12 protein-coding genes and 1 pseudogene are annotated in these 15,148 nt (G+C 74.8%); 7 read left to right on the top strand and 6 right to left on the bottom strand.

All coding sequences use genetic code 11. From position 1 onward, the window contains the following. Nucleotides 1-351 precede the first annotated feature (351 nt). The 4 genes from LCE31_RS02625 (at nt 352) to LCE31_RS02610 (ending at nt 4,320) form a co-directional block, all read left to right on the top strand. A complete protein-coding gene (locus LCE31_RS02625; protein WP_225012287.1) occupies nt 352-1,194 on the top strand; it encodes a DeoR/GlpR family DNA-binding transcription regulator in 843 nt (280 codons plus the stop codon). Next, nucleotides 1,191-1,634, top strand: coding sequence for an SRPBCC family protein (locus LCE31_RS02620; RefSeq protein ID WP_225012286.1), 444 nt, complete (start codon nt 1,191-1,193; stop codon nt 1,632-1,634). The genes LCE31_RS02625 and LCE31_RS02620 overlap by 4 nt, the downstream gene beginning before the upstream one ends. Before the next feature lie 178 nt (nt 1,635-1,812). Next, complete coding sequence (locus tag LCE31_RS02615; RefSeq protein WP_225012285.1) at nt 1,813-3,783, top strand: hypothetical protein; 1,971 nt, start codon at nt 1,813-1,815, stop codon at nt 3,781-3,783. Between the two features lie 63 nt (nt 3,784-3,846). Beyond that, nucleotides 3,847-4,320, top strand: coding sequence for an SRPBCC family protein (locus LCE31_RS02610; RefSeq protein WP_225012284.1), 474 nt, complete (start codon nt 3,847-3,849; stop codon nt 4,318-4,320). 100 nt (nt 4,321-4,420) lie between these two features. On the opposite strand, the gene LCE31_RS02605 is transcribed toward LCE31_RS02610, so the two are convergent. Then, entirely contained in the window at nt 4,421-5,644 is a 1,224-nt protein-coding gene (locus tag LCE31_RS02605) for a PLP-dependent cysteine synthase family protein (protein WP_225012283.1), read from the bottom strand. 254 nt (nt 5,645-5,898) lie between these two features. Between LCE31_RS02605 and LCE31_RS02600 the strand changes: the two genes are divergently transcribed. Then, nucleotides 5,899-6,426, top strand: a complete 528-nt coding sequence (locus LCE31_RS02600; RefSeq protein ID WP_225012282.1) for an ATP-binding protein — start codon at nt 5,899-5,901, stop codon at nt 6,424-6,426. Between the two features lie 114 nt (nt 6,427-6,540). Here LCE31_RS02600 and LCE31_RS02595 read toward each other — a convergent pair. Continuing rightward, nucleotides 6,541-6,811: pseudogene (locus LCE31_RS02595) on the bottom strand (SHOCT domain-containing protein). 450 nt (nt 6,812-7,261) lie between these two features. Then, a complete protein-coding gene (locus LCE31_RS02590; protein WP_225012281.1) occupies nt 7,262-8,479 on the bottom strand; it encodes an ROK family protein in 1,218 nt (405 codons plus the stop codon). A 74-nt stretch (nt 8,480-8,553) separates the two neighbouring features. On the opposite strand from LCE31_RS02590, the gene LCE31_RS02585 reads away from it, so the two are divergent. Beyond that, nucleotides 8,554-9,858 carry an MFS transporter gene (locus LCE31_RS02585; RefSeq protein ID WP_374118383.1) on the top strand — a complete coding sequence of 435 codons (1,305 nt, stop codon included), beginning with the start codon at nt 8,554-8,556 and terminating at the stop codon, nt 9,856-9,858. 103 nt (nt 9,859-9,961) lie between these two features. On the opposite strand, the gene LCE31_RS02580 is transcribed toward LCE31_RS02585, so the two are convergent. From LCE31_RS02580 to LCE31_RS02570, 3 genes are all read right to left on the bottom strand, one after another. Then, on the bottom strand, nt 9,962-10,627 hold the full coding sequence (locus LCE31_RS02580) for a response regulator transcription factor (RefSeq protein WP_225012279.1): 666 nt from the start codon (nt 10,625-10,627) through the stop codon (nt 9,962-9,964). Continuing rightward, on the bottom strand, nt 10,624-11,961 hold the full coding sequence (locus LCE31_RS02575; protein ID WP_225012278.1) for a sensor histidine kinase: 1,338 nt from the start codon (nt 11,959-11,961) through the stop codon (nt 10,624-10,626). Before LCE31_RS02575 ends, LCE31_RS02580 begins: the two co-directional genes overlap by 4 nt. Nucleotides 11,962-12,138: 177 nt before the next feature. Beyond that, nucleotides 12,139-13,464 carry a geranylgeranyl reductase family protein gene (locus tag LCE31_RS02570; RefSeq protein WP_225012277.1) on the bottom strand — a complete coding sequence of 442 codons (1,326 nt, stop codon included), beginning with the start codon at nt 13,462-13,464 and terminating at the stop codon, nt 12,139-12,141. A 159-nt stretch (nt 13,465-13,623) separates the two neighbouring features. On the opposite strand from LCE31_RS02570, the gene LCE31_RS02565 reads away from it, so the two are divergent. Continuing rightward, nucleotides 13,624-15,006: a dipeptidase gene (locus LCE31_RS02565; protein ID WP_225012276.1), complete on the top strand. Its 1,383-nt coding sequence runs from the start codon at nt 13,624-13,626 to the stop codon at nt 15,004-15,006. The last annotated feature ends 142 nt before the right edge of the window (nt 15,007-15,148 follow it).

The following is a 15,148-nucleotide window of genomic DNA, read 5'->3' as shown; positions in this document are numbered from 1 at the left end:
CGGGAGAGCGGTGCGGAAGGGGACGAACGGCAGGGCGGACGGCCGACGTGGCGCGGCGGTCCCGCGTCCTCGCGGACGGCCGGAACCGGGCGCGCGGACGGCCCGGGTGGGGGCCTCGGAGCGCCTTGTCGGCCCAAGCATCACCAATCACGCGCCGCCTCGGCCCGGTATCCACGGAAAATCCTCCGCCCGCGCGAAATGGTTTCCCGCTGCCCGCCGTCCCACACCGGCCGGCACGTGCGAGGATGTTGCAGATCCGCGACAACCCCGGGCGACGGGGCGGCAGAGCGCCGCGCGCCGCCCCGGGAACCGGGCGGAGACGGGACCGAAGGGGAAGGACGGAGCCGGGCGGTGAGCGACAGCCGGAACCTCCTCGCCGAACAGCGCCGCGCGCTGATTCTGGACGAGGTACGCAGGCGCGGCGGGGTCCGCGTCAACGAGCTCACACGTACGCTCCGCGTCTCGGACATGACGGTCCGACGGGACCTCGACATCCTGGCCCGCCAGGGCGTGGTGGCGAAGGTGCACGGCGGTGCGGTGCCGGTCGCCGACGCGAGCACCCACGAGCCGGGGTTCGAGGCCAAGTCGGCGCTGGAGCTGACCGCGAAGGAGGACATCGCGCGGACGGCGGCCGAGTTCGTGGTGCCCGGCAGCGCGATCGCGCTGTCCGGCGGCACGACGACGTACGCGCTGGCGCAGCACCTGGTGGACGTGCCGGATCTGACGGTGGTGACGAACTCGGTGCGCGTCGCGGACGTCTTCCACGCGGCTCAGCCGGCGACGCCGCTCGGCGGCCACCGGGCGGGGGCCGCGACGGTCGTGCTGACGGGCGGGGTGCGGACGCCGTCGGACTCGCTGGTGGGGCCGGTCGCCGACCAGGCGATCCGCTCGCTCCACTTCGACGTGCTGTTCCTCGGGGTGCACGGCATCTCGGTGGAGGCGGGGCTCTCGACGCCGAACCTCGCGGAGGCCGAGACCAACCGGCACTTCGTCCAGGCGGCCCGGCGCGTGGTGGTGGTCGCGGACCACACCAAGTGGGGCACGGTGGGGCTCAGTTCGTTCGCGACGCTGGACCAGGTCGACACACTGGTGACGGACGCGGGCCTGTCCCGCCCGGCGCGCGAGGAGATCGCCGAGCGGCTCTCGGGCCTGGTGGTCGCGGGGGGTCCGGGCGAGGGGCCGGAGACCGGATGACGGCCTTCCGGGTGGAGCGCACGCCGGCGCTGGGCGTCGGGGAGGCCTGGCGGCGGATGACGGACTGGCCCTCGCACGCGGCCCGGGTGCCGCTGACCCGGATGTCGGTACGGACGCCGGGACCCACCAGGACGGGCACGGTGATCGTGGCCCGTACGGGACTCGGGCCCGCCGGGTTCGACGATCCGATGGAGATCGTGGTGTGGCAGCCGCCGGCCGAGGGGCGGGCGGGCCGCTGCCGGCTGGAGAAGCGCGGCAGGGTCGTCACGGGCTGGGCGGAGATCCGGGTGCGCGCGGAAGCCGGGAAGACCCGGGTGACCTGGCTCGAGGAGGTCCGGGTCGCCGCGCTGCCGCGGCTCTTCGACGGGGTGACGGCGGACGCGGGGCGGCTGATGTTCGGCCGCGAGGTCGACCACCTTCTGCGGACGGACCGGCGCTGAGGCCCGCTTCGCGGCCGACGCCCCACCCTTTTGGTACACGGCCGAACTGACGTCCCCGCTCTCCCTTGTGCGACCTTCGCATGATCCCTTCGTTGGGCCCTCCGAGCGGCACCAGCGGCTTCGTTGGGCCCTCCGAGTGGCACCAGCAGCACTGCACTTGCGGAAGGCACAGCCCCCGATGCCGACACAGCGCACCGACCCGGCCCTCGCGGGCACCGCCCCCGGCACCGACGAGGCGGAGGCCGTCCTCGTCGAGCACTATCCGCGCCTGGTCCGCCTGGCCTATCTGACCCTGCCGCCCGCCCTCGGCAGGCATCGCCGGGTGCTGGCCGCGCACCGCACCGTCCAGCGCTCCCTGCCACGCGCCCGGGGCACCGTCCGGATCGGGCGGGAGCGGGCCTACGCCTGGGTGCGCGAGGAGGTCCTCGCGGCGGCGCTGGCCCACGAGCGGCGCTCGCCGCTGCGCGGGGCGGCGCTGCGGGCCGTGGGCGGCGGACTGCCGTTCGTGGCGGGCCTCAGGCTGTTCCCGCGCGCGGGCGGTACGGACGAACTCGGCCTGGACCGCGCCCTGTCGGCGGTCGACGCGGCGGCACGGGCCGCGCTCGCCCTGCGGGTGCTGGAACGGCTGCCGCCGTCCGAGGTGCTCGCGCTGCTCGCCGACGCCGGCGCGGACGCGCCGGACGAGGCGCTGCGCACGGCGGACCGCCTCGCGGCCGGGCAGGAGGGCAGGGCCGAGGAGCTGCTCACCGCCGCGGAGTTCGACCCCTGCACGGTGCAGACCCGGCCGGCGGACCTGCTGCGCCGCCGACAGCACAGGAGGCTGGGAAGGATCGCGGTGGCCGTCACCCTGGGGGGCGCCTTGGTGTCGGCGGCCCTGTCGGACGCGCGGCCCGGCGATCCCGCGGTCGTCGCGGCGGGCCCCGCGGGCAGCGCGGCTGCCGCAGGCGCGCTCGACCCGCGGCGGGTGGTCCGAGCACCGGCCGGCGACTGGTCGGACTCGTCCCGGATGGACTTCACGGTGTGGCCGGCCCGCGGTGGACGCGCGCACGACACGGCCCTGATCGGCCGGGCGCTGGCCGCGTGGGGCGGGCGCGCCGCGCCGGACCGCCGGGTCGCGGTGACGGCGGCGCCGGGTACGGACACGGCGCCCCCCGACCGGTCCCCGCGGTTGCTGTTCGCGGGCGACACGGACGGGGCCGCCGTGGTGCTGCTGTACGACGGGGGCCGGGTGGCGCGCTACGCGGAGCCCGTATCCGGCGGGGGCGGCGCCGCGGCGCTCGACGTGTCGCGGGCCGACGACGGGGACGTGACGACGGACGCGGCGCTCGTGGTGAGCCGCTCGCCCGGCTCGGTGCGGTATCTGCTGGCGCCCTGGGTCGCTAAGACCGCAGGCAGGGATCTGCTGCGTCCCGACACCCGGGCGCGGACCGTGCGTGTGGCGGCGGACGGGGTCACGGACCCGGTGGCCGACCCGGCGGCGGGCGCCTCCTGCGGCTCGTGGCCGGTGCTCCAGCTGCGGTCGTCGGAGAAGATCGCGGAGAAGCACGCGTTCCTCCTCACCGACCTCGGGGGCCTCTCCCCCGCCCATCTCACCTACACGCCGCCGCCGGGGCCGGGCGCGCCCGCGCGGCAGCCGCGGGAAGCGACGTCGGGGCCCGCGCTCACCAGCTGGGCCCGCACCGCCTGTGCCCTGCCCGAACTGCGCGGCTCGGGCGTCAAGGCCGTGAACAACTGGGCGTTCGCCGAGCAGAGTCTGCCCGAGCACGGCGGGCGGGCGACCTGGGTGTGCTCGCGCGCCGACACCTGGAGCGGCCCCGGCCGGGTCATGGTGCAGTTCCAGGGCCCCTCTTCGACGGCCTCGGCCCGGGGCACGTTCGTTGCGAAGGCGGAGAACACGGCCCTGTGCAGCAGGTTCGGCCAGAACGTGGTGGCGGGGCTGCGCTGGAGGTCGGCGGCGGGCCACCCGTACCTGCTGGCCGCGGGAAGCCGCGCCGTCACCGCGATCACCGCGACGGGCGCGGTGCGGGCGCACGCCGGGGCGACGACCCTGGCGGTACGGGCTCCCCGGGGCGGCGCGGTGGAGCTGTCGGCGCGACTGGCGACCGGCGGCACGCTTCAAGGGGTCGGTTCGGTGGAACCCCTCTCTTGAGGGGCGCCGCCCGGTCGCCGGGCCGCGCGCCCGGGCCGTCCGACCGGTGGGATGTGAGGGGCCGTGGTCCGACGAATACACCCGGTGGAACTGGATTTCGTGGAGTCGGCGCCCGTACGCCTCACGTTCGGCGCCGCGCTCGGCGCGTCCCCCGAGGTCGTGTACCGGGAGCTGGCGGACCGCGCTGAGGACTGGCCCGACTGGTTCTCCGGTCTGGTCGCGGTGGCCAGGACGCCCGAGGGCAGGCAGGTGCGGCTGACGGGCGGCGGGCAGTTCTGGGAGACGGTGCTCGCGGCGCGCCCCACCACGCACTACGCGTACCGCACGGACCGCACCAACGCCCCGGGGATGTCCGCGCTCATCGAGGACTGGCGTCTCGTGGCCGCCGCGCCGGGGACGCGGGTGCGCTGGACGGTCGCGACGGACGGCGCGGCGCTGTACCGGGCGCTCGTACGGGCGGCCCGCCCCGCGCTCGCCCGCAACTTCCGCGTCTCGATGCGCGCCCTGGACCGTCGGCTGAGCCTGCCGAGGCGCTGAGCGGCGAGGCGCGGCCCGCGCGACGCGGGGCGCGAGAGGACGGCCGGCGCGACGCGGGCGGACGGCGCGACGCCGGGCGCGGGCGGGCGGACGGCGGCGGTCAGGCGCCCGCTCCGCCGGGCCAGGTGCCGTGCAGCAGGAAGTGGTCCAGCGTCGCCGTGTAGGGGCCGATGTCCAGACCCTGCGCCGCGAGCCAGGCGTCCGAGTAGTACTTGTCGAGATAGCGGTCGCCCCCGTCGCAGATCAGCGTGACGACGCTGCCGCGCTGACCGCGTTCGATCATCTCGGCGACGATCCGCAGCGCGCTCCACAGGCCGGTGCCCGTGGAGCCGCCCGCCCGCCGGCCGGCCAGCCGCTCCAGGACGCGGACCGCCGCCACGGTCGCCGCGTCGGGCACCTTCATCATGCGGTCGATCGCCCCGGTGATGAAGCTCGGCTCCATCCGGGGTCTGCCGATGCCTTCGATGCGGGAGCCCCGATCGCTGCACGCGTCGGTGTCGCCGTGCGTCCAGCCGTCGAAGAAGCAGGAGTTCTCCGGGTCGGGCACGCACACCCGGGTGTCGTACTGCATGTAGTGCGCGTAGCGCGCGATGGTGGCCGAGGTGCCGCCGGTACCGGCGGTCGCGACGATCCACGTGGGTTCCGGGTAGCGCTCCAGACGGAGTTGCTCGTAGATCGACTCCGCGATGTTGTTGTTGCCGCGCCAGTCCGTGGCGCGTTCCGCGTAGGTGAACTGGTCCATGTAGTGCCCCCCGCCGGTCGCGGCGAGGTGTGCCGCCTGCTCGTACACGGTCCGCGGGTCGTCCACGAAGTGGCAGCTGCCGCCCTGGAATTCGATCAGCCGGCACTTCTCGGCGCTGGTGGTGCGGGGCATGACGGCGATGAACGGCACACCGATCAGCTTCGCGAAGTAGGCCTCGGAGACGGCGGTCGAGCCACTGGACGCCTCGATGACGGGACGGCCGGGCCGAATCCAGCCGTTGCAGAGCCCGTAGAGGAACAGCGAGCGCGCCAGGCGGTGTTTGAGGCTGCCGGTGGGGTGGGTTGACTCGTCCTTCAGATACAGGTCGATGCCCCAGTGGTCGGGCAGCGGGAAGCGCAGCAGGTGGGTGTCCGCCGAGCGGTTCGCGTCCGCCTTCACCCGGCGTACGGCCTCCTTGAGCCACTCCCGGTACGCGGGGTCGCTGCGGTCCACATCGACGGTGTCCTCGGTCCCCCGGAAGCGGGGGCAGGCGGGTGCGGGGGCCACCGCGGTCCGGTCGACCGGGGTGTCGGCGCGGGAGGCCGCGGTGTGCGGGACGGGAGGAAGGGGGTGCTCGGCCATGCCCCAAGTGAACCGCAGCCCTCCGCCAAACGCTCACTTTGGGTAGCCATAAGACGGCCCGCCGACGGGACCGCGGCCCGCCGCGAGTTGCGGCGCCCACCCTGCGGGGTGAGGCTGATGCCACCTCACTCAGGGTGGAACGGCGGTGACGCTGCGAACCAGCCACGCCGGACCTCGACGGCGGCCGGATCGCGAGCCGGCAGCCGGCGCAAGAATCACGCTTCTTCCGGACCTCAATTCGGGGAGTCGCAGCCGTGACCAGCCAGCACAGCAGGCACTGCACGGTGGAGCTCCATGCCCTGCCGTCGCGGATCGGACAGGTCCGCAGAATCATCTCGGCGCAATTGCGCAACTGGCGCCTCGATCCCTTGATCGACCACGCGGCACTCGGAGTGACCGAGCTGCTGACCAACGTCGTCCGGCACGCCCAGCCGGACAAGCGGTGCACCGTCGACGTCGAGCTGCTGCTCAACCGCCTCACGGTCTCCGTCAGTGACCACGACCCGCGCATGCCGAAGCTCACGGACGCGGCCACCTACGACACCTGCGGCCGGGGTCTCGCTCTGATCGCGGCGGTCAGCCAGAGCTGGGGGGTGAGCCAGAGCGCGGGCGGCAAGAGCGTGTGGTTCACCCTGCCGGCACCCCAGGGCACGATCGCGGCGCTCTCGTCGCACTGCCCCGTCTACGGGGCGGCGACGGACGGCCCCTTCGACACCGCGAACCTCGAAGCGGTGATCCTGGAGTACGGGCATGCCACGGCCCGGTCGGCCGTCATGGGCTGAGCGGGCGGCCGGTACCCGCTGGGGAAGTGGGCCGGCCGGCTCGTGCCGCGCGTACCCGGCCGTACGCGGCGGGGGCCGGGCGGCGCCGAGCACCGTCCGGCCCCCGCCTGCGCCTCACAGCGCGGCGCTCTTGCCGTTCCGCCGGCCGAACTGCTCGTCCAGTACGGACAGCCTGCGCCAGTACTCGTCCTCGTCGATCTCGCCGGAGGCGAACCTGCGGCCGATGATCGCGATCGGGGACCGCTCGTCGTAGCCGCCCCGGCCCCCCGGCCCCCCGGGCCCGCCTGACGACGGTGAAGACGGCCGCGAATACGGCGGCCCAGACGAGCGGGACGAAGAGGATGAACGGGCCGGGCCCGCCGTCGTGCGATGCGAGTGTGTGCATGGGGCTCAACTCCTGGTGTCACCGCGAGTCCGCGGTCCTTTCCGACACCTCCGAGCCTCCCGCGCGGGCGCGCCCCCGTCGTCGTACGGCCAGCGGCACCTCGCATACCTCCCCGGGAGTACGCGGCGGCGCGGCGCGGACGCCCGGCGGCTCATGCACGCTCGCCGGAGCGGCGCCCTTCGTCCCCGGCTCCCTCTACGCGAGCGCCAGCGTCTGTGTCTGCACCGATGCGGCCTGGGCTGCCGCGTGCCTGTCGCGTGAGCGGAACCGTGAGCGGAACGTGGTGCGCGGCTGCCCCGTGAGGGCGGCCGTCCGTGGATCAGGGACCGGATTCTTCACTCCGAGGGAGCAACCGGCGGCGAACACGGTGCGTGACGTCCGACCGCCCCTGCGGCCGGCCCGGGAAGATCACCGCAGGCGCCGGACGGGCGCCCCGCCCGCCGCCGTCCGTCAGGCGGCGAGCGCGCCGAGCGGGTCGTCCAGCACCGGCTGCCAGGCGACCTCGGCCGCGCCCACCAGGCTGTTGTGGGCCAGGGCGCAGGCGAGGACCGGCACACTGCTGCTACGGCCCCACAGGCTCCGGTCGGCGACGACGGCGCGCAGCCGGTCGGGGTCGGCCGCCAGCAGTTCGCCGTGCAGGCCGCCGAGGATGATGCGGTCGGGGCTGAGGATGTTCACCAGGCCCGCGAGGCCGAGACCGAGACGGTCGATCAGACGCTCGGCCGCGGACCGCACCGCCGGGTCGCCGTACTCGGTCCGCAGCAGCGCGACGGCCTGCTGGAGCAGGTTCGTCTCCGGGCCGGGGTCGCGGCCCGCGGCGGTGAGGAGGGCGAGCGGGTCCGCCTCGACGTCGAGGCAGCCCCGGCCGCCGCAATAGCAGGGGCGGCCCTCGGGGTTGACCGTGAGGTGCCCCACCTCCAGCGCGAGCCCCGCGTTGCCGGTGTACAGGCGGCCGCCCAGTACCAGCGCGCCGCCCACGCCGCGGTGCCCGGTGGCGACGCACAGCAGGTTGTCCGCGCCGCGTCCCGCGCCGTGCCGGTGCTCCGCGAGTGCCGCGAGGTTCACGTCGTTGCCGGTGAAGACCGGGCCGTCGAGTCCCGCGGCCCGCACCCGCTCCACGAAGATCTCCTGGACGGGCGCGCCGGCGTGCCACGCGATGTGCAGCGGGTTGAGGGCGGTGCCCTCGGGTTCCGCGACCGCCGACGGTACGGCGAGGCCCGCGCCCACGCACCGCCTGCCGCCCTCGCGCAGCAGGGCCTCGCCCGCGGCGACGGCGTCGCCGAGCACCCGGGCGGGGTCCGCGTCGACCACACCGCGGCCCGCGGCGGTGGCGACGATACGGCCGCCGAGCCCGACGAGCGCGACCCGGAAGCCGTCGGAGTGCACCTGCGCGGCCAGTGCCACCGGGCCCGCCTCGTCGACGGACAGCCGGTGCGAGGGCCTGCCCTGCGACCCGGCACCCGCGCCGGGTCTGGAGTCGACCCTGATCAGGCCGAGCGCCTCCAGTTCCGCCGCGACCGCGCCCGCGGTGGCGCGGGTGACGCCCAGCTCGGAGGTGAGGACGGCACGGGTGGGCGCACGCCCGGTGTGCACGAGTTCGAGCGCGGGGCCGAGTGCGCTCCTGCCGCGCTCCAGCCGCGTGCGGATCGGGGCCGCCTTGCCGTTCATGCGCCGAGTCTCCCATGATCCGTTGCGTCTGTCGGGCCCTTGTCGGCTTCCGTGAGGGTCCCTATGCTGCTTTTGTGCCGGATATAAACAAACCCGTGACGAACGCCATAGAGCCCGTCCCCCCTCCCGCGGCTCCCGAGGCCCGCGGCCCGGCGCCGGCCGCGGCGGAACACCGTCGCCATCTATCCCGGCTACGCGTGGCGGTGACCCTGTTCTTCGGGCTCGACGGGTTCGTCTTCGCGGGCTGGGTCGTCCGCATCCCGGCCGTCAAGGCCCAGGCCGACGCCTCGGCGAGCGCCCTGGGGCTCGCTCTGCTGGGGGTGTCGGCCGGCGCCGTGGTGACCATGACGCTGACCGGACGGCTGTGCAAGGCCTTCGGCGCCCGCCCGGTCACGGCCGGGTGCTCGGCGCTGTTGTCGCTCTCGGTCGCCCTGCCCGCCCAGGCCCACTCCGCGCTCGCACTGGGCCTGGTGCTCGTGGTCTTCGGAGTCGGGTACGGCGGTCTGAACGTGGCGATGAACGCGGTCGCCGTCGACCTCGTGGCCGCCCTGCGACGGCCCATCATCTCCAGCTTCCACGCCGTCTACAGCCTGGGCGGCATGCTCGGCGCGGCACTCGGCGGGCTCGTCGCCGGGAGCCTCTCCCCCGCCGTGCACCTCGGCATCCTCGCGGCGATCGCGCTGGTCGCCACGGCGGTGCTGACGCCGTTCCTGCTGCGCGGTCCCGAACCCGCGGCACCCGCAGCCGCACCGGGACCCGCGCCCGCGCCACGGCCGGCCCCGGGTCGCGCCCGCCAGGGCGCCGCGACGGCCGCGCGGCCCCGGACGGGCGGTGTGGTGGTGCTGTTCGGTGTGATCGCCTGCTGCACGGCGTACGGGGAGGGCTCGATGTCCGACTGGAGCGCCCTGCACCTGACACAGGACCTGGGTGCGGCGCCGGGCCTCGCGGCCCTCGGCTACTCGGCCTTCGCGCTCGCGATGACGATCGGCCGCCTGTCGGGCACAGCCGTCCAGGAGCGCTTCGGCCAGACGGGCACCCTGGTGGTCGGCGGCCTGACGGCGGCGGCCGGCATGCTCGTCGGCGCGCTCGCGCCCGTCACCTGGCTGGTGTTCGCCGGATTCGCGGTGATGGGCCTCGGCCTGGCCAACATCTTCCCCGTCGCGATAGGGCGCGCGGGCGCCCTCTCGGGCCCGAACGGCGTCGCCGTGGCCTCGACGCTCGGCTACGGGGGCATGCTGGCCGGGCCGCCCGCGATCGGCTTCCTCGCCGACTGGCTGTCGATGCCCGTCGCACTCACCACGGTCAGCGTCCTCGCGGCGCTCGCCGCGGTCCTCGGCTACACGGGCCGCGACGCGGGCAGGGACTCTGTCCGCACCTGAACCCCCTTGCCGGACAGGGGGCGGCGGCCCCGGTGTTCGTCGCCCGGCTGCTGAAGGCCGTGGCGGCCTGGCTGCGGCGTACGCACGCGGGCGCGGGCCCGCCTCAGCCGAGCCATCCGGGGCGCACAAGACCCGTCTCGTAGGCCAGGACGACGAGTTGGGCGCGGTCCCGCGCCCCGAGCTTCACCATCGTGCGGCTGACGTGTGTCTTCGCGGTGAGGGGGCTGACCACCAGGCGGCGCGCGATCTCCTGGTTCGTCAGGCCGATGCCCACGAGCGCCATCACCTCCCGCTCCCGGTCGGTGAGGTTCGCGAGGCTCCCGGTGTCCACCGGCGTCTTGGAGCGGGAGGCGAACTCCGCGATCAGCCTGCGGGTCACGCCCGGCGAGAGCAGCGCGTCGCCCGCCACCACCGCTCTTACGGCGCGCAGGAGTTCGTCCGGCTCGGTGTCCTTGACGAGGAAGCCCGAGGCGCCGGAGCGAAGGGCCTCGAAGACGTACTCGTCCAGTTCGAAGGTGGTCAGCATGACGACCTTCACGCCGTCGAGCACGGCGTCACCGGTGATCGCGCGCGTCGCGGCCAGCCCGTCGAGCAGCGGCATCCGGATGTCCATCAGGACGACGTCGGGGCGCACATCGCGCACCTGGCGCAGGGCGGCCTCACCGCCGGCGGCCTCCCCGACCACCTCGATGTCGTGCTGCGCGTCCAGCAGGGCGCGGAAGCCGGCCCGTACGAGCGACTGGTCGTCGGCGAGCAGGACACGGATCACGGTCTCTCCTGAGGGCATCGGGGCGGAGCGGGGGCGGTCGGCGCGTCGCGTGCGGGGTTCTCCACGGGCAGGACGGCACGCACCCGGAAGCCGCCGTCCGGCCGCTCCCCCGCCTCGACTCTGCCGCCGAGTGCGGCGGCCCGCTCCCGCATGCCGGTGAGTCCGTTGCCGCTGCCGCCCGCGTCCGCGCCCGTCGCCGGGCCCGCGTCGTCCACCCGCAGGTCGACGGCGCCCGGCCGGTAGCCGATGCGTACGTCGGCGGTACGGGAGCCGGAGTGGCGTACGACGTTGGTGAGCGCCTCCTGCACGAGGCGGAACGCGGCGAGGTCCGTGCCGGGCGGCAGCCGGAAGGGGGTGCCCACCACCTCCGTCGCGACCGTGAGCCCGGCGCTCGCGGCCTGTTCCACGAGTTCCGGCAGCCGGTCGAGGCCGGGGGCGGGGGCACGAGGCGCGTCGCCCGGCGTCCGCAGCGCGTCGAGGACCTGCCGCACCTCGCCGAGCGCCTCCTTGCTGGCCGTCTTGATCGTCGACAGCGCCGTACGCGCCGCTTCCGGGTCGGAGTCGAGCAGCGCGAGCCCCACACCGGCCTGCACGTTGACCACGGAGATGGAGTGGGCGAGGACGTCGTGCAGCTCCTGCGCGATGCGCAGCCGCTCCTCGTCCCTGCGGCGCGTCTCCGCCTGCGCACGCGCCCGGCGTTCCCTGGTCCACTGCTCGCGCCGCACGCGCAGCAGCTCGGAGAGCGCGAGAAGGACGAGCGTCCAGGCGGCCACCGCCGTCTCGCCTGCCCAGCCCGCGGGGGGGCCGCCGGGCGGCGGCAGCCGGCGGTAGAGCCAGTGCACGACGAGGGCGTGCCCCGTCCACAGCGCGGCAGCGGCGCCCCATGCGGGGTAGCGGTGGCCGGTGACGACGGCGGCGAACACGGCGACGGCGGGGGCCAGGAAGACGGGCCCGTACGGGTAGCCGGCCGCCACGTAGGCGAGGACCGCGCCGACAACCACGTACAGCACGGTGACCGGATGGCGGAACCGCAGCACCAGCGGCAGGCACGCGAGGAGGAGCAGCAGCCACGCACCCGCGTCGAGGCCCGTGCGGTGCGGCTGGCCGTGGGCGGAGAACGAGGTGCCGACCAGCACGAGGACGGTGGCCGCCACCGTCGAGCGGACCGGGAGCCTGACGCCCAGGTCGTCGGCCGCCCAGCCGGGCACGAACCGCGGCCCGGTGCCCCTGCCGCGTCCGGGTCCGTGCCCCGGCACCCGTCCGGGGCCGTGCGGCCTGCGCTCGTGCCCGCGACGCGGTCCCCTGCCCCGGTGCGGGGCGCGTTGCGCTTCCATACGGTCACGCTAGACCGGGCGCGGTGCCCTTGGCGTCCGCCGTCCGGCGCCCGCGGGCGTACTCCGCGGGGAGTACGGACGTCCGGCGCGGGGAGTACGGCGATGACGGCCGCGGGTGCCGTGCGCACGGGGCCGGGAGGCCGAGCCACCCGGCGGCCCTCCCGGGACCGGCGCCCGTCACTCGGGGGAGCCGGCCCTCCTGTGGTCCGTCTCGTGCACCCCGATGGCCGCCGTCTCTCCGTCCGCGGGCTCGGGCGCCGCCACGGCGTCCGTCGTGCGCGCCGCCTCCTGCCCGCGGTCCAGCACGTTGAGCGCGCGGCGCGCGAGCGGGTGCGTACGGACGAGTCCTGCCAGGGTGGTGGAGCCGCGCACGATGTCGGCGAACGCGTTCCACGCGGGCCTGATCGAGGTGATCGCGCCGTGGATCAGGGCGGGGCGGCGCTCGAAGACGGAGAGCATGCGCCGCCCGACGGCCATCTCCACGCCGAGGCCCGCCTTGATGGCGAACGCGTAGTTCAGCGCCTGGCGCCGGGCGTCCACCGCGTCGTGGGCCTCGGCGATCCGAACCGCCCACTCCCCCGCGAGACGGCCCGAGCGCAGTGCGAACGAGATGCCCTCCCGGGTCCACGGCTCCAGGAGGCCGGCGGCGTCGCCGCAGACCAGCACCCGGCCCCGGGACAGCGGGGAGTCCTCGCTGCGGCACCGGGTGAGGTGGCCGGAGGAGACGGCGGGCTCGAACCCGGCCAGACCGAGGCGTGCGACGAAGTCCTCCAGATACCGCTTGGTCGCGCCGCCCTCACCGCGCGCGGAGATCACGCCGACGGTGAGGGTGTCCCCCTTGGGGAACACCCAGCCGTAACTGCCAGGAAGCGGGCCCCAGTCGAGATGGATGCGGCCCTTCCAGTCCTCCGCGACGGTGGGCGGCACCGGGATCTCGGCCTCCAGGCCCAGGTCGACCTGATCCAGCTTCACACCGACATGGGCGCCTATCCGGCTGGCGCTGCCGTCGGCGCCGACGACCGCGTGCGCCAGGACCGTCTCACCGCTGGTGAGCACCACGGCGACCGTACGGCGGTCGGGCACCGCGGGCCCGTGCTGCTCGACGCGGGAGACCGCGGCCCCCGTGCGCAGCACGGCGCCCGCCTTCTCCGCGTACTCGACCAGGCTCGCGTCGAACTCGGGGCGGTTGATGAGGCCGAACAGCATCCGCTTGGAGCGGCGTGTGCGGGTCAGCCTGCCGTTCAGCGAGAACGTCACCGCGTGGACCCGGTCCTTGAACGGCAGTTCGAAGCCGGGGGGCAGTGCGTCACGCGAAGGTCCGATGATTCCGCCGCCGCAGGTCTTGTAGCGGGGCAGCTCCGCCTTCTCCAGAAGCAGCACCCGGCGGCCCGCGACCGCGGCGGCGTAGGCCGCGGACGCTCCGCCAGGTCCTGCGCCGACCACGACGACATCCCACACCGGCTCGTCGTTCTCCAGGCCGGCGTCTGCGTTCTCGCTGCTCACGGTGTGCTTCTGCTCCCGACTTGGCGTGTTGCTCTGTTGACGAACGGCATCCTACGGCGCGGGCGTCCCGAACCCGCTGTGGGAGGATCATCCTGCCATCGGCCCATGTGAACCGACCGCAGCCACCCGTACAACGTGCCACCTTTCAGGAGCGTGCCCATGACCACGGACCCGATGCCGGAATTCGATCCACTCGCACAAACCGTCGCTTCTCTCATGCCGAGGGCCAAGGCCGAACTCTCGGAACTCGTCGCGTTCACGTCGGTCGCCGACCCCGCGCAGTATCCGAAGAGCGAGTGCGACGCCGCCGCGGGATGGATCGCGGACGCGCTGCGGGCGGAGGGCTTCGAGGACGTGGCCCTGCTCGACACCCCGGACGGCACCAAGTCCGTCTACGGACGGCTGGCTGGACCTGAGGGCGCCCCGACGGTCCTGCTGTACGCGCACTACGACGTGCAGCCGCCGCTGGACGAGGAGCGCTGGATCTCGCCGCCGTTCACGCTGACGGAGCGGGACGGGCGCTGGTACGGGCGGGGCGCCGCCGACTGCAAGGGCGGGGTGCTGATGCACCTGCTCGCGCTGCGCGCGCTCAAGGCCGACGGCGGAGTGCCCGTGACGGTGAAGTTCATCGCCGAGGGCTCGGAGGAGCAGGGCACGAGCGGGCTCGAAGAGTACGCGGAACAGCACCCCGATCTGCTCACCGCGGACGCGATCGTGATCGGCGACACCGGCAACTTCCGCGCCGGGGTGCCGACGGTCACGGCGACGCTGCGGGGCATGGTGATGCTCTCCGTCCGCGTCGACACGCTCGCGGGCAACCTGCACTCGGGCCAGTTCGGCGGTGCCGCGCCGGACGCGCTCGCGGCGCTCGTCAGGGTGCTGGACTCGCTGCGCGCCGAGGACGGCTCCACGACCGTCGACGGACTGTCCTCGGAGGCGCACTGGCCGGGTCTCACCTACGAGGAGGCCGACTTCCGGGCCGACGCGGGTGTGCTGGACGGGGTCGGCCTGATCGGCTCGGGTTCGGTGGGCGACCGCGTCTGGGCGCGCCCCGCCGTCACCGTGCTCGGGATCGACTGCCCGCCGGTGGTCGGCGCGACGCCGTCCGTGCAGGCGAGTGCCCGCGCGCTGATCAGCCTGCGGGTTCCGCCGGGCCAGGACACCTCGGAGGCGGCGAAGCTGCTGACGGCGCACATCGAGCGGAACGTGCCATGGGGCGCCCGGGTGGAGATCGAGGACCTGGGGCGGGGCGAGGCGTTTCGCGCGGACACGTCGAGCGCCGCGTACACCGCCATGGCCGAGGCGATGGCGGTCGCGTACCCGGGCCAGAAGATGCAGACGGCGGGCCAGGGCGGTTCGATCCCCCTGACGAACACGCTGGCCGGCCTGTACCCGAGCGCGGAGATCCTGCTCATCGGCCTGAGCGAGCCCGAGGCCCGCATCCACGCGGTGAACGAGAGCGTGGACCCCGAGGAGCTGCGCCGCCTCTCGGTGGCGGAGGCACACTTCCTGCGCCGGTACGCGACGTCGCACGACGCCTGACGTCCGACGCCTTCCACAGCCCGGTTCTCCGGCCGCCTCCGGGCGGGCCCGGGCCACGCGGAGCGCCCGTACGGCCCGGCGGTCGTGTGGCTGTGCCCGTACGGGCGTGACCGTGCGGCCCGTACGGGCGGCATGTCGGGCT

Origin of the sequence: Streptomyces sp. 8L, from assembly GCF_020176795.1 — a bacterium.
Lineage (GTDB): Bacteria > Actinomycetota > Actinomycetes > Streptomycetales > Streptomycetaceae > Streptomyces.
This window is presented reverse-complemented; position numbering and strand designations above follow the sequence as displayed.

Coding starts and splice junctions, on each gene's coding strand:
- LCE31_RS02615 (WP_225012285.1), top strand. CDS start 1,813: ATGCCGACACAGCGCACCGACCCGGCCCTCGCGGGCACCGCCCCCGGC.
- LCE31_RS02575 (WP_225012278.1), bottom strand. CDS start 11,961: ATGGAAGCGCAACGCGCCCCGCACCGGGGCAGGGGACCGCGTCGCGGG.
- LCE31_RS02620 (WP_225012286.1), top strand. CDS start 1,191: ATGACGGCCTTCCGGGTGGAGCGCACGCCGGCGCTGGGCGTCGGGGAG.
- LCE31_RS02565 (WP_225012276.1), top strand. CDS start 13,624: ATGACCACGGACCCGATGCCGGAATTCGATCCACTCGCACAAACCGTC.
- LCE31_RS02605 (WP_225012283.1), bottom strand. CDS start 5,644: ATGGCCGAGCACCCCCTTCCTCCCGTCCCGCACACCGCGGCCTCCCGC.
- LCE31_RS02590 (WP_225012281.1), bottom strand. CDS start 8,479: ATGAACGGCAAGGCGGCCCCGATCCGCACGCGGCTGGAGCGCGGCAGG.